21 protein-coding genes and 1 tRNA gene are annotated in these 20,321 nt (G+C 42.4%); 1 reads left to right on the forward strand and 21 read right to left on the reverse strand.

Translation table 11 applies throughout. The annotated features are described in order from the left end of the window. Positions 1-55: 55 nt before the first annotated feature. The 10 genes from secG to EEJ45_RS09085 all read right to left on the reverse strand — a co-directional run bounded on the left by secG (position 56) and on the right by EEJ45_RS09085 (position 9,485). Entirely contained in the window at positions 56-292 is a 237-nt protein-coding gene (gene secG, locus EEJ45_RS09040; protein ID WP_124564484.1) for a preprotein translocase subunit SecG, read from the reverse strand. Positions 293-404: 112 nt separating this feature from the next. Beyond that, a complete protein-coding gene (gene eno / locus EEJ45_RS09045) occupies positions 405-1,700 on the reverse strand; it encodes a phosphopyruvate hydratase (RefSeq protein ID WP_124564485.1) in 1,296 nt (431 codons plus the stop codon). Between the two features lie 15 nt (positions 1,701-1,715). Next, positions 1,716-3,251: a 2,3-bisphosphoglycerate-independent phosphoglycerate mutase gene (gpmI, locus tag EEJ45_RS09050; RefSeq protein ID WP_124564486.1), complete on the reverse strand. Its 1,536-nt coding sequence runs from the start codon at positions 3,249-3,251 to the stop codon at positions 1,716-1,718. After that, positions 3,251-4,006, reverse strand: a complete 756-nt coding sequence (tpiA, locus tag EEJ45_RS09055) for a triose-phosphate isomerase (RefSeq protein WP_124564487.1) — start codon at positions 4,004-4,006, stop codon at positions 3,251-3,253. Before tpiA ends, gpmI begins: the two co-directional genes overlap by 1 nt. A gap of 20 nt (positions 4,007-4,026) precedes the next feature. Beyond that, a complete protein-coding gene (locus tag EEJ45_RS09060) occupies positions 4,027-5,211 on the reverse strand; it encodes a phosphoglycerate kinase (RefSeq protein ID WP_124564488.1) in 1,185 nt (394 codons plus the stop codon). 139 nt (positions 5,212-5,350) lie between these two features. Then, a complete protein-coding gene (gene gap / locus EEJ45_RS09065; RefSeq protein WP_124564489.1) occupies positions 5,351-6,358 on the reverse strand; it encodes a type I glyceraldehyde-3-phosphate dehydrogenase in 1,008 nt (335 codons plus the stop codon). Between the two features lie 36 nt (positions 6,359-6,394). Then, positions 6,395-7,420 (reverse strand): sugar-binding transcriptional regulator, encoded by a 1,026-nt coding sequence (locus EEJ45_RS09070; protein ID WP_124564552.1) that lies wholly within the window; start codon positions 7,418-7,420, stop codon positions 6,395-6,397. Positions 7,421-7,554: 134 nt separating this feature from the next. Continuing rightward, entirely contained in the window at positions 7,555-7,794 is a 240-nt protein-coding gene (locus EEJ45_RS09075) for a glutaredoxin family protein (protein WP_124564490.1), read from the reverse strand. Positions 7,795-7,810: 16 nt separating this feature from the next. Beyond that, positions 7,811-9,067 (reverse strand): RNA polymerase factor sigma-54, encoded by a 1,257-nt coding sequence (rpoN, locus tag EEJ45_RS09080; RefSeq protein WP_124564491.1) that lies wholly within the window; start codon positions 9,065-9,067, stop codon positions 7,811-7,813. Between the two features lie 343 nt (positions 9,068-9,410). Next, positions 9,411-9,485 (reverse strand) — tRNA-Arg (locus EEJ45_RS09085). Positions 9,486-9,729: 244 nt separating this feature from the next. On the opposite strand from EEJ45_RS09085, the gene clpP reads away from it, so the two are divergent. After that, complete coding sequence (gene clpP / locus EEJ45_RS09090; protein ID WP_124564492.1) at positions 9,730-10,314, forward strand: ATP-dependent Clp endopeptidase proteolytic subunit ClpP; 585 nt, start codon at positions 9,730-9,732, stop codon at positions 10,312-10,314. A gap of 55 nt (positions 10,315-10,369) precedes the next feature. On the opposite strand, the gene EEJ45_RS09095 is transcribed toward clpP, so the two are convergent. The 11 genes from EEJ45_RS09095 to lgt form a co-directional block, all read right to left on the reverse strand. After that, on the reverse strand, positions 10,370-10,624 hold the full coding sequence (locus EEJ45_RS09095) for an HPr family phosphocarrier protein (RefSeq protein ID WP_124564493.1): 255 nt from the start codon (positions 10,622-10,624) through the stop codon (positions 10,370-10,372). Between the two features lie 29 nt (positions 10,625-10,653). Then, positions 10,654-11,598: a DNA-binding protein WhiA gene (gene whiA / locus EEJ45_RS09100; protein ID WP_124564494.1), complete on the reverse strand. Its 945-nt coding sequence runs from the start codon at positions 11,596-11,598 to the stop codon at positions 10,654-10,656. A gap of 14 nt (positions 11,599-11,612) precedes the next feature. Further along, entirely contained in the window at positions 11,613-12,560 is a 948-nt protein-coding gene (locus EEJ45_RS09105) for a gluconeogenesis factor YvcK family protein (protein WP_124564495.1), read from the reverse strand. A 3-nt stretch (positions 12,561-12,563) separates the two neighbouring features. Next, positions 12,564-13,442 (reverse strand): RNase adapter RapZ, encoded by an 879-nt coding sequence (gene rapZ, locus EEJ45_RS09110; RefSeq protein ID WP_124564496.1) that lies wholly within the window; start codon positions 13,440-13,442, stop codon positions 12,564-12,566. A gap of 13 nt (positions 13,443-13,455) precedes the next feature. After that, positions 13,456-13,914, reverse strand: coding sequence for an NUDIX hydrolase (locus EEJ45_RS09115; RefSeq protein WP_124564497.1), 459 nt, complete (start codon positions 13,912-13,914; stop codon positions 13,456-13,458). Between the two features lie 455 nt (positions 13,915-14,369). After that, on the reverse strand, positions 14,370-15,332 hold the full coding sequence (gene trxB, locus EEJ45_RS09120; protein WP_124564498.1) for a thioredoxin-disulfide reductase: 963 nt from the start codon (positions 15,330-15,332) through the stop codon (positions 14,370-14,372). A 417-nt stretch (positions 15,333-15,749) separates the two neighbouring features. Continuing rightward, a complete protein-coding gene (locus EEJ45_RS09125) occupies positions 15,750-17,255 on the reverse strand; it encodes a tetratricopeptide repeat protein (protein ID WP_124564499.1) in 1,506 nt (501 codons plus the stop codon). Positions 17,256-17,378: 123 nt separating this feature from the next. Beyond that, entirely contained in the window at positions 17,379-17,882 is a 504-nt protein-coding gene (locus EEJ45_RS09130; RefSeq protein WP_124564500.1) for an acyltransferase, read from the reverse strand. Continuing rightward, entirely contained in the window at positions 17,879-18,529 is a 651-nt protein-coding gene (ppaX, locus tag EEJ45_RS09135; RefSeq protein ID WP_124564553.1) for a pyrophosphatase PpaX, read from the reverse strand. Before ppaX ends, EEJ45_RS09130 begins: the two co-directional genes overlap by 4 nt. Beyond that, positions 18,519-19,451, reverse strand: a complete 933-nt coding sequence (locus EEJ45_RS09140; RefSeq protein ID WP_124564501.1) for a nucleoside recognition domain-containing protein — start codon at positions 19,449-19,451, stop codon at positions 18,519-18,521. Before EEJ45_RS09140 ends, ppaX begins: the two co-directional genes overlap by 11 nt. Positions 19,452-19,497: 46 nt before the next feature. Then, complete coding sequence (gene lgt / locus EEJ45_RS09145) at positions 19,498-20,310, reverse strand: prolipoprotein diacylglyceryl transferase (RefSeq protein WP_124564502.1); 813 nt, start codon at positions 20,308-20,310, stop codon at positions 19,498-19,500. Positions 20,311-20,321: the final 11 nt, after the last annotated feature.

Here is a 20,321-nt window from a genome sequence, read left to right on the forward strand (position 1 = left end):
CAAAGCTTTCGGACACAAAAAAGATTCATCTAATCAGATGAATCTCTTGGTTGCTTTAAGCTAGGTTCACGTAAGTTACAGCCATTGCTAGCACGAAGAAGAGGACAGCGAAGACCACTGTCATTTTTTCTAACACTGCTTCCAGACCGCGCGCTTTTTGCTTACCGAACAATTGCTCCGCTCCGCCCGAGATTGCGCCAGAAAGGCCCGCACTTTTGCTAGACTGCAACAGAACAAGGATAATCAACACTACAGATACAATAATCAATAAGACCGATAGAAATGTATTCACGCGATGAACCTCCTATACACACTTTGAGTTAGTTTAACTGTATCATAAAGACCCCTGTTGAACAAGTAGGATTAAAAAACCTCCCGCCAAACTTGGCAGGAGGTCTTTGTCATTACTTCTTCAAGTTGTAGAAAGATTTTAGACCAGCGTAAACAGCTAGATCGCCTAGCTCGTCTTCAATGCGAAGAAGTTGGTTGTACTTCGCGATGCGGTCTGTACGGCTCATAGAACCTGTTTTGATTTGGCCAGCATTTGTTGCAACTGCGATGTCAGCGATTGTTGCATCTTCTGTTTCACCAGAACGGTGAGAAACAACTGCAGTGTAACCAGCGCGTTTTGCCATTTCGATTGCTTCGAATGTTTCAGTCAAAGTACCGATTTGGTTTACTTTGATTAGGATGGAGTTAGAGATACCTTTTTCGATACCTTCAGCAAGCTTCTTCGTGTTTGTTACGAACAAGTCATCGCCCACCAATTGAACGCGGTCGCCGATGCGCTCTGTTAAAAGCTTGTGACCTTCCCAGTCATTCTCGTCCAAACCGTCTTCGATAGACACGATTGGGAATTCATTTACTAGCTCTTCGTAGAAATCAACCATTTCTTTAGAAGTTAAACCAGTGCGGCCTTCGCCTGCAAGGTCATATTTACCAGTTTCTTTGTTGTAGAATTCAGAAGAAGCAACGTCCATACCTAAAAGGATGTCTTTACCAGCTTCGTAGCCAGCTTTTTTGATTGCTTCCATGATTACTTCTAGTGCTTCACGGTTAGAACCAAGGTTTGGTGCGAAACCACCTTCGTCACCTACAGCTGTATTTAAGCCTTTTGCGCTTAATACAGATTTTAATGCGTGGAATACTTCAGCACCCATGCGGATTGCTTCTTTGAATGTAGGCGCACCTACAGGAAGAATCATGAATTCTTGGAAGTCTACATTGTTGTCTGCGTGAGAACCGCCGTTGATGATGTTCATCATTGGTGTTGGCAATTGCTTCGCGTTGAAGCCACCAAGGTAACGGTACAATGGAAGACCAACGTAATCAGCTGCAGCATGTGCTACTGCCATAGATACGCCAAGGATTGCGTTTGCACCCAATTTACTTTTGTTTTCTGTACCATCAAGATCGATCATCACAGCGTCAATACCTGCTTGATCTGTTACGTCCATACCTACGATTGCTTCAGCGATGATTTCGTTTACGTTATCAACCGCTTTTTGTACACCTTTACCAAGGTAACGACCTTTGTCGCCGTCGCGAAGCTCAACTGCTTCGTGCTCACCAGTGGATGCACCGCTTGGTACGATTGCGCGTCCGAATGCACCGGACTCTGTGTATACTTCTACTTCTACCGTCGGGTTACCGCGGGAGTCTAATACTTCACGAGCATAAACATCTAAAATAGCTGGCATGTAAAATCTCTCCTTTTATTGTTGAATTAATGTTTTTCCTGTCATTTCTTTCGGTTGTTCAATACCAAGTAATGAAAGCATTGTTGGGGCAAGATCACCAAGAATACCATCTTCACGAAGTGTTATGTCTTGCTTTGTTACGATGCATGGCACTGGATTTGTTGTGTGAGCTGTCATTGGTTGACCGTCCGGCGTTAATTCTTCATCCGCGTTACCGTGGTCTGCCGTAATGATAGCTTGTCCGCCTTTGGCAAGAATAGCGTCCACAACTTTTCCTAGGCACTCATCTGTCGCTTCTACTGCTTTAATAGTCGGTTCCATCATACCGGAGTGACCAACCATGTCACAGTTTGCAAAGTTTAAAATAATCATGTCGTGTTTGTCTGCTTCAATTTCCTTTAATAGGGCATCCGTTACTTCATAAATGCTCATTTCAGGTTTTAAATCATATGTCGCAACCTTTGGAGAGTTAATGAGGATGCGCTCTTCACCTGGGAATTCTGCTTCACGTCCGCCACTGAAGAAGAATGTTACGTGCGGATACTTTTCTGTTTCCGCAATACGAAGTTGCTTTAAGCCCGCCTGGGATACAACTTCTCCCAATGTGTTGTCTAGATTTGTTGGTTTGAAAGCAACGTAGCCTCCAACCGTTTCACTGAACTGCGTCATGCAGACGAATTCAGGAATGCGCGGTACGTTTTCACCGCGATCAAATTCACGGAAATCTTCGTTTGTGAACACGCGTGCAATTTGAATCGCACGGTCCGGACGGAAATTGTAGAAGATGATTGCATCATCATCGTTAATTGTTCCAACCGGCGTACCGTCTTCTTGTAGCATAACGGATGGTAATACGAACTCATCGAAGATTCCGTTTTCGTATGAATCGTTTACGCACTCGTAGGCATCTTTGTAAGTTGGACCTTCACCGTATACCATAGCGCGGTAGCATTTTTCAACACGATCCCAACGCTTATCACGGTCCATGGAATAATAGCGTCCAGAAACAGTGGCAATCTGCCCTGTACCCGTTTCTTTCATTACTTTATAAGTTGCATCTAAATACTCTTTCGCCGTTTGCGGACCCACATCACGACCATCAAGGAATGCATGCACATATACCTTTTCTAGACCTTCTTGTGCCGCTAAGCGAAGCAAGGCAAACATATGATCAATATGGCTGTGTACGCCACCATCAGATAATAATCCGAATAAGTGAAGTGCAGTACCTGCTTGCTTCACATGTTGCATTGCTTTTAAAAATGTTTCATTTTGATTAAACTCACCTTCACGAATCGCAACGTTTACGCGTGTTAAGCTTTGGTATACAATGCGGCCGGCACCAATATTTAAGTGACCTACCTCAGAGTTCCCCATCTGACCTTCTGGGAGACCAACCGCTTCGCCGCTCGCCTTTAACGTCGTATGCGGGAATTGGTTCCAGTAGCGGTCAAAGTTTGGCTTGTTCGCTTGTGCGATTGCATTACCGTAAGTTTCTTCACGTAAAGCAAAGCCATCTAGAATAATCAAAGCTGTTGGTTTTTTGCTCATTACTTCACAGCCTCCAAAAGCTGCAAGAAAGAGCTTGGCTCCAAGCTTGCGCCGCCCACTAACGCGCCGTCGATATCAGGCTGTGCCATATATTCTTTGATGTTTTCAGGTTTTACGCTGCCGCCGTATTGAATACGAACCGCTTCTGCCACATCTGCTGAAAATTGTTCCGCTACAACTTTACGGATGTGCGCGCATACTTCATTTGCATCACTTGCAGAGGAAGATTTACCTGTACCGATTGCCCAGATTGGCTCGTAGGCAATCACTGTTGCTTTCGCTTGTTCTGCTGTTAAGCCATTTAACGCTTTTGTCACTTGTTCCGCTACAAGATCAAACGTTTTGCCGCTCTCGCGCTCTTCCAGTGTCTCACCGCAGCATACAATCGGGGTCAAGCCGTTTGCAAATGCTGCCAATGTTTTTTTGTTTACTGTTTCATCTGTTTCCGCAAACATTTCACGGCGCTCAGAATGACCAAGTACCACATAGCTTACTTTCAAATCGCTCAGTGCAGCTGGACTAATTTCACCAGTGAACGCACCGCTGTTTTCAAAGTGCATGTTTTGTGCACCAATTTTCAGGTCAGAGCCTTCCGTAGCTGCTACAAGTCGCTCTAAAAATAGTGCCGGAGAGCACACAACAGAGTCCACTGCTTGCGAGCTAGGAATGTTTCCTTTTACTTCTTCAACAAAGCTAACCGCCTCGGATAGCGTTTTATGCATTTTCCAGTTTCCTGCGATAATAGGTTTACGCATTCGGTACACCGTCCTTTAAATTACTTGTCGTTTAGACGTACAACGCCCGGAAGTTCTTTGCCTTCCATAAACTCAAGAGATGCGCCGCCGCCTGTAGAGATGTGGCTCATCTTGTCAGCTAAACCGAATTTTTCAACCGCTGCCGCAGAGTCGCCGCCGCCGATAACGGAATATGTATCCGTAGATTCTGCAAGAGCTTCTGCTACTGCTTTTGTTCCATTTGCGAACTTGTTCATTTCAAATACACCCATTGGCCCATTCCAAATGACAAGCTTAGAATTGCGAATTACATCCGCATAGATTTCGCGTGTTTTCGGTCCGATGTCCATACCTTCCCAATCGCTAGGGATTGCATCAATATCTACTTCTTGTGTGTTTGCATTTTCAGAGAAATCATCACCGACAACAACATCTACTGGCATGTAGAAGTTAACACCTTTTTCCTTTGCCATTTGCATAAACTCTTTGGCAAGATCGAGTTTATCGTCCTCGCATAAGGATTTACCGATTTCATAGCCTTGTGCTTTCACAAATGTGTAAGCAAGACCTCCACCAATAATCAGGTTATCAACCTTGTCTAGTAAATTGCGAATTACGCCGATTTTATCTTTTACTTTCGCGCCGCCAATAATTGCTGTGAACGGACGCTCTGGATTGGATAATGCTTTACCCAATACTTCAATTTCTTTTTCCATTAATAGACCGGATACTGCTGGTATATACTCCGCGATACCTGCAGTAGAAGCATGTGCACGGTGCGCCGCGCCGAATGCATCGTTTACATACAAGTCAGCAAGTGCTGCAAATTCCTTCGCAAGTGCCGAATCGTTCTTTTCTTCGCCCGGATAGAAACGAACGTTTTCAAGAACTAATACATCGCCTTCATTCATTTCAGCGATAGCAGCTTGTACTTCTGGTCCGTAAGCTTCGTCTGTTTTTGCAACGTTTTTACCAAGCAATTCGCCAAGGCGCTTTGCTACTGGTGTAAGACGCATTTCTTCTACAACTTGACCCTTTGGACGACCGAAGTGGCTGGCAAGAATCACTTTCGCGCCTTTCTCCATCAAGTACTGAATTGTAGGAAGAGCTGCGCGGATACGTGTTTCGTCCGTAATTTGCCCGTCCTTCATTGGTACGTTAAAGTCAACGCGGCAAAATACGCGTTTGCCTTTTACATCCACGTCACGAATCGATTTTTTGTTCATTCGATTGACCTCCGATTTGGTTGGATTGACAAAACCAATTTCATATTACCACATCTTCCCCACGAGGGAAAACCTTGCCTATTACAAGCATACATAAGAGGAGGAGAGGGGGAACATGCCCTCTCTCCCCATTCTTAAATTAAAGACCTTTAGAAGCGATGTAGTCAACAAGGTCAACAACGCGGTTAGAGTAACCAGTTTCGTTATCGTACCATGAAAGAACTTTTACCATGTTGCCTTCCATAGTCATTGTAGACAATGCATCGATTGTAGAAGATGCAGTAGAACCGTTGTAGTCGCGAGATACTAGTGGCTCTTCGCTGTATGCAAGAATACCTTTTAGTTCGCCTTCAGCAGCTGCTTTTAGTGCTGCGTTTACTTCTTCCACTGTTACTTCTTTGCCAAGTTCAACAACTAGGTCAACTAGAGATACGTTAGAAGTTGGAACGCGAACTGCGCCACCATTCAATTTACCTTTTAGCTCAGGCAATACTAGAGATACCGCTTTTGCTGCACCAGTTGAAGTTGGAATCATGTTCTCAGCTGCTGCACGTGCACGACGAAGGTCTTTGTGCGGCAAGTCAAGAATTTGTTGGTCGTTTGTGTAAGAGTGGATTGTTGTCATCATACCACGGCGGATTTCAAACTTCTCATGAAGAACTTTCGCAAATGGCGCCAAGCAGTTTGTTGTACAAGAAGCGTTAGAGATTACATCGTGCTTCGCAGCATCGTACTTATCTTCGTTAACACCCATAACGATCGTAATATCTTCGTCTGTAGCTGGTGCAGAGATGATAACTTTTTTCGCACCTGCTTCTAAGTGTTTTGCAGCGTCTTGACGCTTTGTGAAGAATCCAGTAGATTCTACTACGATATCTACGCCTAATTTGCCCCAAGCAAGTTCAGCTGGGTTACGCTCTGCAGATACTGCAATTTCTTTTCCGTTTACAACAAGGTTGCTGCCGTTAACAGATACTTCTGCATTCAAAGTGCCGTGTACAGAGTCATATTTCAATAGATGTGCTAAAGTAGCTGCATCTGTTAAGTCGTTGATTGCTACTACTTCTACATTGCTGTTGTTAAGAGCTGCACGGAATACATTACGTCCAATACGTCCAAATCCATTGATACCAATTTTAATTGCCATTTGAAAATCCTCCTCAAATATGGATCAAATTTTATGTTAAGGGTTTCCCCTTAGTAACGCTTTTGCTGCACCTTCATCCGTCACCAATAGTGATGTGTGTCCTTGTCTAACGACTGCGCGAATAGCCTTTGCCTTTGAAGCGCCGCCTGCTACAGCCACCACGTGCGGAATATGGCGTAAATCTGCAAGTTGCATACCTGCTGTGAGTACCTTGTGTACCACCTTACCGTGTTCATCAAAGTAATACCCGAATGCTTCTCCTACCGCGTGTCCTTCTATAATTTTATTCCAGTCCGTTTCAGCGGTTTTGCGTCTTTGCGCCATTTTTAGCGCATCGCCGATACCATGAATCACAATGTTGGAAGCCTGAATAAGTTCCAGAACTGACTTCACAGATGGCTCTGTCATAATGGATGCATACACTTCGCTGCTAATTTGATCCGGAACGTACAGAAGGCGGTAGCTGCTGTTTGTGTTTTTGGCCATTTTGGCACAAATGGTGTTTGCTTCATTTTCGACGCTTTCACCAATGCCACCTCGTGCCGGAACAAACAAGATATCCAGATTTTTAAAGTCTGATTTCATCATGTCCGCTACAGCCGCGAGCGTTGTACCTCCGGCTACGGCAACGATATTATTCGCACCAAGCCGCTTCTTTATGCACGCTACGCTGGCACGGCCCATCTCTTGTTTTACCCAAGGAGAAGCATCACTGTCACCTGCTACTACGAAAACTTCCTCCAGATTTAATGTTTCCTTAAGCTGTGCTTCCAAAACCTTTAATCCAGAAATTTCTCGCATAAATTCTTCCAGTGCTGTGACAACCTCCATACCACTTTCTGTTAGCGTCATACCGGCGGAAGCTACATGAATCAAGTGCTCTTCTTTTAAAATCTGTACTTCACTTCGCAACACACGTTCTGTCATGTTTAAACTGGCAGACAAATTCCGGCGACCAATTGGCTGCGTAAGTCGTATGTATTGCAGAATTTGCATGCGAGTTTGCATAACAGGTAGCAGATCGGGCAATAATCGTTTTGCATAATCAATCCATGAACGCATCATTCTTCCCTCACTATCATTCACTTTGTTGTGGGTCAATATACGTCCCATAGAGACACATTATGTCCCGCGTGCTGTAAAAAAAATTTCCTGCTACATATAGTATTGTAACAGGATATATTTTTTTATTCAAGTCAAGAACCTTGTGTTAAGCGCTTACTTATGACATCTTTTTGAATAATGCCCGCTTGCACCTCTTCTCCCTCTATTTCTATGACAGGAATCATGATTTGGTACCTTTCTAACAGCACATCATCGCTATAAATGTCAATTTCTTTCCATATAAAGTTGTGCTCTTGCTGTAATTCATGCAAAATCGCTTTTGCATCATCACATAGACAGCAATCTTTTTTTCCGTATAGTACCACATTCATTTTAACCACCAGGCCTTTACATTGTCTTGCGGAGCGAAGAGGCAGGAATCTTGAGCTGCTCCCGGTACTTTGCAACCGTTCGCCTCGATACACCAATCCCATACTCCTTCTCTAAGCATTGTACAATTTTTTGATCAGACAAAGGTTTGCGTTTGTCTTCTTTTTCTATCATGCTTTTTAGCAATTCCTTGACCCGCAGCGCAGACACATCATCCTCTGATACAGCGTTGCTAAAGAAATACTTCATCTCAAATACACCATACGGCGTCTGTACAAATTTGTTTCTTGTAGCGCGGCTAACGGTTGATTCATGCAACCCAAGCTCTGCAGCAACCTCCTTTAATGCCATCGGCTGTACAAATAACGGACCGCGCATAAAAAAAGCAGATTGTCTTGCTACAATAACTTCCATTACACGAAGCAACGTAATCTTTCGTTGTTCCAAACTTTTCAAAAGCCACTGCACATGCTGCTGCTTTTGTGCCAAGTAGGAAGCCACATCACGCTCTGCTTCTGTTGTCAACATCGCGCTATAGGTTGGGTGAATTTCAATTTTAGGCAAATGCGTTTGTTCTACTGTAATAATAAGTTCACCATTTTTACGGTGAACCGCTAAATCAGGTGTAACGTACCACGGCTTTTCAGATGAAAATGCAAGACCCGGCTTCGGTTGTAACGAAACGATGACACGCATTGCCTGCTGTAATTCTTCACCTTGACATTTTAGTGCCTGTGTCAGCTGCTTCCAATCTTTTTTAGCAAACGCGTCAAAATGATAAGCAATCATCTGTTCAGCTAGACCACACCTATTTTGTAAGCGCTTTAACTGAAGAAGCAAACATTCTTGTAAAGTTCGTGCCCCAACCCCTGCTGGCTCTAAACCTTGCAAGACATGCACACAAGCTCGCACTTCATCAATCGGCATATTGAGGAGTGCTGCGAGCTCTTCGTCACTTTCTCGTAAATACCCATTTTCATCTATATTATCTACTATAAAGCGCAATGCGCGCATATTGGCTGCTTTATGAATGCGAAGCTGCTCCAATAAATGCTGCTGCAACGTTTCACTATGCGAACCGTAAATCTCCATCTGGTTCTGTGTTTTACGCCCGCCCTCTCGGATCTTTAGCTCAATTAACGGATTTTCCAGCGATTGCTCATACAAAAACTCTGTTAACTCTTGTGCATTATACTGCAGCATCGCAATAGCCTGACGCAACTCTTGTGTCATCGCCAAACGAAGTGACTGTTCCTGTACCAAACTTGCCTTCAATCCAATCTCCCCCTTAGCCTCTATTGTACAATACATCGGTGCATAAATTGAATGGTAAAACCCACCCAGTATTCGTTATTTCATTTTTATTAAGAGGAATGGGAAAATACGACAAGAAAAATCGAGTTTAAAACATAAGATGAAAGGCTCTCATGTTTGTAGATAGAAAAGAAAACCAAGCGATTTGTAGTTTCGGTGAGAGCACATGCCGCGTAAAACCCTAACAAACAAGTCTCGTCCCCTTCATTCCAATCAACAAGTGCAATAGATCAACATTAGGCTTTAACAAAGCCTGTTTCCACATAAAAAAGCCTGTATGCATTCGCACACAGGCCTTCATCGACGCGCTCGGAGGGAATCGAACCCCCGCATGACGTGGTACCGGAAACCACCGCTCTATCCCCTGAGCTACGAGCGCACATAGTCATATCGACATTATATCATATAAAGTGTGAAAATCAACACGTTTAATTTCATGCGGAGCGGTTATGCTGTGAAGGGAACACGTCATTCTCATCGAATATATAGCTATAGGTCAAGAAAAAAACAAATCCAAATGGTTTTATTTGACCTTTACTGACCATAATTGTATTATAGAAACAACAAGAGCGGATTACTCCGCTGTATTACTTGAAACATGCTATTACAAAGGAGGCCTATTCATGAATTTAATTCCTACAGTTATTGAACAAACAAACCGCGGCGAGCGTGCATATGACATTTATTCTCGTCTGTTGAAAGATCGCATTATTATGCTTGGCAGTGCAATTGATGATAACGTTGCAAACTCTATCGTATCACAGCTGTTGTTCCTAGAGTCTCAAGATTCCGAGAAAGAGATTCATCTGTACATTAACAGCCCAGGCGGATCAATTACAGCAGGTATGGCAATTTACGATACAATGCAATTCATTAAAGCGCCGGTATCTACAATTTGTATTGGTATGGCTGCTTCTATGGGCGCATTTTTGCTTGCAGCTGGTGAGAAAGGAAAACGTTATGCCCTTCCAAATAGTGAAGTCATGATTCACCAACCACTTGGCGGTGCACAAGGTCAAGCAACAGAAATTGAAATTGCTGCAAAACGTATCTTGTTCTTGCGCGATAAACTGAACACAATTCTTTCTGAGCGCACTGGACAGCCACTTGAAGTTATTGCACGCGATACAGATCGCGATAACTTTATGACAGCTGAAAAAGCGCTTGAATACGGTTTGATTGATAAAATTGTAGCAAATAAACAATAATGATTGAAAAAAGCCGATGAATACCTTCATCGGCTTTTCCTCTACTTTAAAAGTTTTATGCTTTCTCTACATAACTGACTAAAGCATCCAATGCATCCACTTCGTCATGCCCCTCTGTAATAATCGTGATTGTTTCATTTGCACCTACCGCCAGACTCATTAACCCCATAATGCTTTTTGCATTCACTTTCTTTCCTTCCTTTTCAATAAACACATCAGATTGAAAACGGTTTGCTTCTTGTACGAACAAAGCAGCCGGGCGTGCCTGTAACCCGGATTTTAATGCAACTTTTACTTGCTTTTGTACCAACGTTTTTTCCCCCTTTTATATAAATACTTTTACTTTATTGCTATTTCTCCCGCACGCAGCTTTTCGGCAATTTCATCAATTTTGCGGAGACGATGATTAATACCTGACTTACTGATTTTTCCTGTTACCATTTCTCCAAGCTCTTTTAGAGTGACATCTTCGTAACTAATACGCAGCTGCGCGATTTCCCGTAATTTCTCCGGCAAATAATCTAAACCGACAGTTCGTTCAATATATTTGATATTTTCGATTTGTCTAAGCGCAGCGCCAATCGTCTTGTTAAGGTTTGCTGTTTCACAGTTCACCAAACGGTTTACAGAATTTCTCATGTCACGAACAATGCGAATATCCTCAAATCGAAGCAGTGCACCATGTGCCCCAATGATGTTCAAAAACTCAGTGATTTTCTCTGCTTCTTTTAAATACGTAATATGACCTTTGCGACGCTCAAGCGTTTTACTGTTAAGATCAAATTCGTTCATAAGCTCACATATGGCTTCATTATGCTCTTTGTACAAAGAAAAAATCTCTAGATGATACGAAGAGGTTTCTGGATTATTTACGGACCCACCTGCTAAAAAAGCACCTCGTAAATAAGAGCGCTTGCAGCATTTTTTCTTAATCAATTCTTCTGAAATATTGTGAATCAGTGAAAAATCACCCTGCATGATTTTGAGATCTTCGAGCACTTCCTTTGCTTGTTCAACAAGTCTCACAATATATACATTATTCTTTTTCAAACGCATTTTTTTGCGGACGAGCAACTCAACAGCAACGTTATAGCTTCTTTTTAACAATGTATAAATACGTCTGGCAATGGCAGCATTTTCAGTTTGAATATCAATAATTAACCGGCGATTGGAAAAGGAAAGTGAGCCGTTCATTCGAATCAATGCAGAGAGCTCCGCCCTTACGCAACAGTCTTTTATGTCTAAGTTTGTCAATTCCTTTTTTGTTTCTGATGCAAAGGACATCTTTGCTCACCTCCTCACAGCAATGAATATAGGATACTAGCCAATTTCACCGTATCATGACGAACAACATCGTCTTCATATTTAACAAGCATATCTTGTATAACAGTAATATTCATATCAGACAAACGCTTTTCATCACACACAACCTGCGTGGAAAGCTCTTTTTCGTATCGCTTTAATAAACGCTCCGGAATAGAGCCATTGTTAACAATAATAGTATCAATAAACGGGCCTAGGTGATCATGTAGCGCCTGGACATGATCAGATGCTTTATATCCCATCGTCTCCCCTGCTTGCGTCATGACGTTGCATACATACACTTTACGGGCTTTCGCCTGCAACACCGCTTCACCAATTTTTCGAACCATTAAGTTTGGCAATATACTTGTATATAAACTACCTGGTCCAAACACAAGCAAATCCGCTTTACGTATTTCATTTAGGGTCTCCGCTAATGGCTCTACATCATTTGGTGTTAAAAATACACGATTGATTTTTTCACCGCGGTATGGAATTTTAGACTCACCTGTTACAACAGTACCATCCGCATATTCTGCATGCAGGACAACACTTTGGTTGGCTGCCGGCAATACACGGCCTCTTACATTTAATACCTTACTCATCTCTGTAATCGCATGAAAGAAGTCACCGGTGATGGATGTCATACCTGCTAATAATAGATTGCCAAGCGCGTGTCCAGACAAGTCGCCAGTAGTAAAGCGATGCTGAAACAAAGCCTCCACAAGAGGCTCTACATCAGAGAGCGCGACTAATACATTTCGTACGTCACCAGGGGGCGGAATTTCCATATCGTTCCGAAGACGACCAGAGCTGCCACCATCATCAGCTACAGTGACAATGGCGGTCAAATCGACCGGATATTTTTTTAATCCGCGAAGCAGAACGGACAGCCCAGTCCCTCCGCCCACAATGACCATTTTGGGCTTTCGGCTTGTCATCATGAATTAATGTCCCTTTCTTTTTTCCACATCACGATGAGATACATGTGTTGTATACTCCTTCGCAAAATATTCTTTCAGATATTCTGCAATTGTGACAGAGCGATGCTGTCCACCGGTACAGCCAATAGCCAACACAAGCTGACTCTTGCCTTCACGCTTATAGTAAGGCAACATGAATGAAATTAAGTCTGTCAGCTTTTCTAAAAACTTATTGGTTTCGTTAAACTTTAACACATACGAAGAAACCTCTTCATCTAAGCCGGTCAGCGGTTTCATTTGCGGAATATAAAACGGATTTGGCAAAAAACGCACATCAAACATTAAGTCTGCATCAATTGGTACACCGTATTTAAAGCCAAAGGAAGTTACGTTGATGCGAAATCCATCTTGATCTGGTGAAGAAAATACATTAGAAATTTTTTCACGCAAATCTTTTGGTTTTAAATCTGAAGTATCAAGAACCATGTTGGCACGTGCTTTCATGTCACCTAGCAATTCTCGCTCCAGTTCAATTCCCTTAAGGGGCAGATCCGTAGGCGCTAAGGGATGCGAACGTCTTGTTTCTTTATAACGCGTTACAAGCGTGCTGTCTTTTGCATCTAAAAACAAGATGTGTGGAATTAGCCATGTACGCTCCGTCAAATCATCTAATGATTCCCATAATTGATCAAAAAACTCTCGCCCGCGCAGGTCAATGCCTAACGCCACTTTATCCATCTTATTGCGGGATTCAGACATCAGCTCCACAAACTTAGGAAGCAGTGCCGGCGGTAAATTATCGACACAAAAATAGCCAAGATCTTCAAAGCTTTGCAGTGCAACCGTTTTTCCAGCGCCCGACATGCCTGTAATGATCACCATTTTAATATCGTTTTTATTCATCCCCGTTTCCCCCTTAGCTCGGATCTAATCGATACGAAATTAACTCAAAATCCGGTGTATATACAAAAGTTCCGTATATGATGGCATTTCCCTGCAACAAGTAATCTATAATATGATGATCGCCCGGCGCCATCGGCAGCTGTGCAATATCTTCTTTGTTGTGCCATTGTAAAATTCCTTCTTCACATTCGTCTTTGTTTTCGCCAGTAAAGTCCGTCGCTAAAAAGGAAAACATCATCCATTCAGAGACAACTTTATCGCCTTCTTTAATTACAAATGTAAATATGCCCTTTAATGCAGGATTCTTTAAGTAAATCCCAGTTTCTTCTCGATACTCTCGCGTTACCGCTTCGCGGATGCTTTCTCCGCTTTCCATTTTCCCGCCCGGTGCAACCCACCAATTGCGGCGCGGCTTCTGCAAAAGAAGAACTTGATTATCTTTTAACAGTACACAGTTTGTTACTCTTTGCACGTTTATTTCACCTCAATTATGTGGGAAGAGACCTTCGTCTCTCCTTCCGTTCATTATACTATTAAACGAGCTTTGCCACAATGAAGCTGTCCTAGTATTTTTTCTGAAAAAACTGAAAAGAAAAGCGGAGCCGACTGTTTAGGCACAGAATCTAAGGTTCTCATCCCTAAAAGGCGTTTTTTGCCTTTTTGTGGCTGAGGTTCTTAGATGGCAGTGCCTAGGAGGCGCAGCTGGATCTAGAAAAGCGGAAGCGGCTTGTTCAGGTGTAGTATTTTTCCTTTTAATTCCTACTATGCTAGAAGCGCTCGTTATATCATACTATTCACTTGGGCTTCCATTTTCCATAAAAAAAGAGCACAAGCCGTAGCTCATGCTCACATATTCGAGGGGGTCAACTGTGTCTTAACTATACCCCATCTATATTTTGTTACCGTTACAAAGACATTAACCAATAATTACTCTTCCGTTACGGTTTCGCGACTTAGTTCTTCTAGCAACTCTTCAATATAATGCTGTGCGGTTTGTGCGGCAATACTGCCGTCACCTGTTGCTGTTACGATTTGACGAAGTGCTTTTTCACGCACATCACCTGCAGCAAAAATACCAGGCACCTTCGTTTCCATGCGATCATTTGTTTCGATATAACCGTTTTCGTTTGTAATACCAAGCGCTTCAAACGGTTTAGACAATGGCAACATGCCGATGTAGATGAATACCCCATCCGTTTTAAACTCTTGCTCTTCACCTGTATTCACATCTGTTAAAGTAACGCTACCGACCTTACCGTTGGCCTCATTGATTTCCTTTACTGTGCTGTTCCAAATGAAAGAGATTTTTTCGTTGTTAAATGCACGATCTTGAAGGATTTTTTGCGCGCGTAATTTATCGCGGCGGTGCACAATCGTCACCTTTTTGGCAAAGCGTGTTAAGTATACACCTTCTTCAACTGCGGAGTCGCCGCCCCCAACAACAACAAGCTCTTTTCCTTTAAAGAATGCACCGTCGCATACTGCACAGTAGGATACACCGCGACCACCAAGCTCTTTTTCACCTGGTACGCCAATTTTCTTATATTCTGCACCGCTTGCGATAATAATAGCACGTGCTTTATATTCCTTTTTGCCAGCAATTACTGTTTTAAACTCTTTGCCGTCAATAATTTCTTTTACATCACCGTATGCGTATTCCGCACCGAATTTTTTCGCATGTTCAAACATTTTCGTAGATAGTTCTGGACCTAAAATATGATCATAGCCTGGGTAGTTTTCAACTTCTTCTGTATTTGCCATTTGTCCGCCCGGAATACCACGCTCAAGCATAAGTGTGCTCAAATTAGCACGAGATGTATATAATGCAGCCGTCATGCCGGCAGGGCCTGCACCGATAATCATTACGTCATAAATTTTTTCTTCAGACACCTTGTTTCACTGCTACTGAAAATGTATACAAATATATACATCCAGAGGATTCCTGCTTCTACGAACTCGACCTCGCCAATTACTCGCTACTATCGTTTGTATAGTTCTCCACAGGCGTAAATTCCGATGTAGCCCACCGTACATATATACATTATCGTGCAATGATAATTGTATATCCTCTGTTCAGTAGACTCTCCTTTCTTTAAATTTTATTTTCGCTTGGCTCTCGCATTTCTAACAATGTAGGCGACCCTCAAGGTTCTACCCTATGATTACACCACTTTCGCAATGTACGGGAACATTCACAACCTACACCTTTTATACATTTGAATACATTCACTCATATTTGTATATATTTTTATTTACTGTTTCTCACTCCTTATACATCTCCATTATACGCAGTGGACATGCTTTTTTCTAATTATTTGCTTCCATCTTCTTGACCGCCTGCACATATTTGCGAACGGTGGATACGGACACATTATACATATGCCCTATTTCTGCTTGTGTCATGTTTTCTTTTAAATCGCCCCGCACAATGTACTCAATCGCAGCTGACCAAGCAACTGCATTACCATAAGAATTTTCCTGATAAGAAGTAAAAATACGGAACCAGCGCTGTAAGCATTCTTCAATCAACATATCATCCTTTTCTGTATGATGATATAAAAGATGAGCAATATGCGCACAATGCGCAAAACCATGTGCCACTTGGGGCATTGCTTCTCCCGTCACTTCACTATATAAATACAATGCCCAATTACAAATTACATCCTGCTCCGATTCTTCTGCAATATCTAAAAAGACCTGTGCTTTTTCGTCTATGTTGAGCTCATTCATCAGATACAGCGCCAGCATCTTTTCCTCTATTGTTGTTGCCTCTTTAAAGGAAACGAGAAGTTGACCAAGCAATGCTGCTTGATTCCCATTTGTAAATGTCGTTGGGCGCCAAGGCTCTTTTCCTTCTCGGTCTGGTAACGCTTCTACAACGCGTTCCCATAGCTTTTGTGCAAGAATCGTATCACCTACCATATGCGCTGCATAGGCAAACCAGTAATGAAAACTTGTATCCCCTTCATACCCATTCTTTTTAAGACTTTTAAACATAACATACGCTGCTTGGAAACGACCTACTGTCGCCAGTGTGTTTGCCAACTTAAAACGTTGCTCTAATAAAATGGGGTGCACATTCTCCAATTGATCTGCAAGACGCTCTGCCTGTTCTCTACGACCAATTGAATATAATAATATAAGACTATTACAAAGCGCATGCAAATTCCCCGGATTTTGCTCTAATACATGGTTCAAAATTCGCATGGCTTCCTCTACCTGACCAAGTTGAAAATGAACAATGGCCAAGTTATTATGCGCTGACCAAAATTCTGGGTAGTCTGCAAGCACGTTCTCTAATGTATGAATCGCTTCTTCTAGGTGACCACCGCGGATGAGAAGATTTGCTTGCTCTTGCATCAAAATGAGTTCATCTTCTGCTGCAAACTCTTCCTCCTCATCTTCAATTGCAATAATGTCTAAAAGTTCAAATGTCTCTTCTCTGAACTCCCCATCTTTCTCTGCCTCTAAATAGCGCTCCGCATAATTTTTAGCTTGTTGAAACAAACCTAAAAAAGCAAAATTATTTGCTAAATAGTAATAGCACTCTGTCATACTTTCATCCAATCGCATCACTTTTTTAAAGAGCCGATTGGATTCATAATACTGTCCAGCCTCTGAAAGAGCAGATGCCAGTTGACACAAAACAAACGGATCTTGATTCATATCCGCCGCTCGTTGTAAATATTTAATCGCATCATCCAAATTGCTGCGACGATACGCTTTCATACCTTTTTCATAGAAATATTGCGATGATTGATGAAAGGTAATAACTTGTCCCTTCTCTTCCTCGATCTGTTGTTTTTTCCCCATAATTCCTCCGTTTATCTATGATACGTTCACATGCAAAGTGAAAAACATCCGTATTTCTCTACTTATAAGTATAAACGATTCTTGAAAAAACAAAACAGTATATTGTATGCAATTTATGGCTTTTCATACCCGTTGTTCCATTTCTTCTTTCGTATAAATGACACGCATAGGATTTCCGCCCACAAAAGCACCGGCCGGTACATCCTTATGAACAAGCGTCCCTGCGGAAACAATAGCCCCATCTCCAATAATAACACCCGGTAGAATGGTGGTATTCGCACCAATCATTACTTCATCACCAATAATAACCTCACCAAGACGATATTCCTTAATTAAATACTCATGCGCAAGAATCGTTGTATTATAGCCAATCACGGTATTGCGACCTACTTTAATTTTTTCAGGAAACATAATATCCAACATAACCATGAGCGCGAATGAGGTTTCGGAACCGATATCCATGCGCAAAAACGTGCGATACAGCCAATGTTTCATTTGTAAAAACGGTGTATAGCGAGCTAATTGAATTACAATAAAATTTTTGACAACCTTCCAAAACGGCACCGTTTTATATACATGCCACAATGAATTCGCGCCGGTAACAGGATATCGTGTTGTACGTCTCACACTTCTCCCTCCTCAGCCAATATACCAAGCAAATCACTCATCCGCTCTAGTATATATGTCGGATGATACGAAGCTACATATTCTCTACCCTTAATAGACCACGCAACAGCAGCGGTTCGTGTGCCAGCGCTACGACCACCCAAAATGTCATGGTGATTATCTCCTACCATCAAAGCCTCTTCTGGCTTGGCATCAAGCAAACGCAAAGCCTGCTCAATAGGTTCTGGATGCGGTTTGACATTTGTTACATCATCAATGGTCACAATGACATCAAAAAACTTCCGTAAATCAAACAGCTTGAGTCCCATTTCAACTGTCACACGCGCCTTCGTTGTCACAATACCGAGCTTATAGCCTTGTTTATGCAATGCTTCTACCGTCTCATATACAGTTTCATATTCTTCTACAAGAGCATCATGATTAGCGTGGTTGTAAGCTCGGTAGCATGCTATCATTTCTTCCGTACGTTCCGGATCCAATGCCGAAAAGGTTTCTGTGAGCGATGGCCCGATAAACGGCAACACATCTTCTCGCTTGTATGTCTCTGGATAATATGTGTTTAACGTGTGTAAAAAGGATGAGATAATAAGTTCATTCGTATTAATGAGTGTTCCGTCTAAATCAAATAAAACTGTATTAATTTTCATAAGCCAAGTCCTTTCCATCTGTCTTTCTCCAAGTAATAGCAATCACAACCGTCAGTAATACCGCTACTATAATACGAATGAAAAACAGCGGCAATACCGGTATGCCAAGCGGAATAAAAATAAGTGTGTCTTCTACAACAGCATGGCATGCAACTAGGAAAATGAACGCCAGTACCAAATCACGCTTTTCTACACCATCTTCACGTACTGCTTGAATCATTACACCGGCACCGAGTGCCAAACCGAATAATAAACCCGCCGCTAATGTAGTAGACGTATTCTCCTTCATGCCAAGCAACCGTGTAAATGGTGCCATCATCTTTGAAAAACGATCCAAAAATCCGTAATCTTTTAAAATCTGAATCATAATCATAAGCGGGATTACAATAAGCGCAAGTTGCCATATTCCGCTGGCTGCCTTCTGTAACCCAACAAAGATAATATCAATCCATGTTTCAGGTACAGCTTTGCTTTCTGCAGCAAACCCATACTGCGCTTGTTTACCACCGCCTTGCCAAAGCTGATCAATACATATTGCTGACATAATAGCTAAACCAATACGAACAGCAAGAACAATCCAAATTTGTACCCCTACCTTAGCGGCAACAGAAGACTCCACTAGTAAATTATGAGAGAATGACAGCATGACAGCTAGAATAAATACCTCTTTTACTGTTAAATCTAACGTTAAAATGGCTCCAATTGCTGCATATAAATTGAGTACATTACCTAAAACCAATACAATCGCCGCATCACCAGGCAAACCAAGTAAGCCCATAAGCGGGGCAATCAGTTTGGTAAGCCACGGCAATACCGGTGTGTATTGTAAAATGGTCACAAACAACGTAATTGGAAAGATAATCTTTCCGAGTGCCCAGGTCGTTTTCCCCCCTGCAAGTACCCCTCTCTTCAACGTTTCCATCTCGTTTCCCCCTATGAGAAACAGCGCCTGTGACAGGCGCTGCTTTTTATGCTTCTAGATACCGTTTGTCGGCTTTCCCCATCTTGCGGCGCACCACTATCAAGATAAGCGCTACGACAATAATCACAACAGAGATAACCTGTGCCGTACGCAAAGGTCCGATCATCAAGCTATCTGTACGCAGTCCTTCAATAAAGAAGCGGCCGATAGAATACCAGATTAAATACGTTAAAAACAGCTCCCCGCGGCGTAGATTTACCTTGCGAAGCAGCAATAAGAGAGCAACACCCACAAAGCTCCATAGCGACTCATACAAAAATGTTGGATGATAGTATGTACCATTAATATTCATTTGGTTAATAATAAAATCTGGCAGGTACAACCCTTCCAAAAAACCACGCGTGACCGGTCCACCATGCGCTTCTTGGTTCATAAAATTGCCCCAACGGCCAATCGCTTGTCCTAGCAAAATGCTCGGCGCCGCAATATCAGCCATTTTCCAAAACGACACGCCGCGTACACGAGAGAATACCAATGCTGTCAAAACAGCACCAATTAAGCCACCGTGAATCGCAAGACCGCCCTCACGAATATTAATGATTTGCGATGGATTTTCACTATAGTAGCTCCATTCAAAAATAACATAGTATACACGTGCACAAATAATGGCGATAGGCACCGCAAATAATACAAGATCTACAAATAAATCCTTCGGCAATCCTCGTCTCTCCGCCTCGCGTGTCGCGAGCCACAACCCAAGCAAAACACCGGAGCCAATGATAACACCATACCAGTAAATTGGAAAAGGGCCGAGCTGGATAAAGACGCGATCAAAGTAAGGTGCAGCAGCTAATAACATCCCTGTTTCCT

This window comes from Ectobacillus antri, from assembly GCF_003852715.1.
Taxonomy (GTDB): domain Bacteria; phylum Bacillota; class Bacilli; order Bacillales; family Bacillaceae_G; genus Ectobacillus; species Ectobacillus antri.

Excerpts from the sequence above, each read along its gene's own strand:
- EEJ45_RS09105 (WP_124564495.1), bottom strand. The coding sequence starts at position 12,560 with ATGATGACAAGCCGAAAGCCCAAAATGGTCATTGTGGGCGGAGGGACT.
- gpmI (WP_124564486.1), bottom strand. The coding sequence starts at position 3,251 with ATGAGCAAAAAACCAACAGCTTTGATTATTCTAGATGGCTTTGCTTTA.
- EEJ45_RS09075 (WP_124564490.1), bottom strand. The coding sequence starts at position 7,794 with ATGAATGTGGTACTATACGGAAAAAAAGATTGCTGTCTATGTGATGAT.
- whiA (WP_124564494.1), bottom strand. The coding sequence starts at position 11,598 with ATGTCCTTTGCATCAGAAACAAAAAAGGAATTGACAAACTTAGACATA.
- lgt (WP_124564502.1), bottom strand. The coding sequence starts at position 20,310 with ATGTTATTAGCTGCTGCACCTTACTTTGATCGCGTCTTTATCCAGCTC.
- EEJ45_RS09140 (WP_124564501.1), bottom strand. The coding sequence starts at position 19,451 with ATGGAAACGTTGAAGAGAGGGGTACTTGCAGGGGGGAAAACGACCTGG.
- tpiA (WP_124564487.1), bottom strand. The coding sequence starts at position 4,006 with ATGCGTAAACCTATTATCGCAGGAAACTGGAAAATGCATAAAACGCTA.
- rapZ (WP_124564496.1), bottom strand. The coding sequence starts at position 13,442 with ATGAATAAAAACGATATTAAAATGGTGATCATTACAGGCATGTCGGGC.
- EEJ45_RS09060 (WP_124564488.1), bottom strand. The coding sequence starts at position 5,211 with ATGAACAAAAAATCGATTCGTGACGTGGATGTAAAAGGCAAACGCGTA.
- gap (WP_124564489.1), bottom strand. The coding sequence starts at position 6,358 with ATGGCAATTAAAATTGGTATCAATGGATTTGGACGTATTGGACGTAAT.
- eno (WP_124564485.1), bottom strand. The coding sequence starts at position 1,700 with ATGCCAGCTATTTTAGATGTTTATGCTCGTGAAGTATTAGACTCCCGC.
- EEJ45_RS09125 (WP_124564499.1), bottom strand. The coding sequence starts at position 17,255 with ATGGGGAAAAAACAACAGATCGAGGAAGAGAAGGGACAAGTTATTACC.
- ppaX (WP_124564553.1), bottom strand. The coding sequence starts at position 18,529 with ATGAAAATTAATACAGTTTTATTTGATTTAGACGGAACACTCATTAAT.
- EEJ45_RS09070 (WP_124564552.1), bottom strand. The coding sequence starts at position 7,420 with ATGCGTTCATGGATTGATTATGCAAAACGATTATTGCCCGATCTGCTA.
- clpP (WP_124564492.1), top strand. The coding sequence starts at position 9,730 with ATGAATTTAATTCCTACAGTTATTGAACAAACAAACCGCGGCGAGCGT.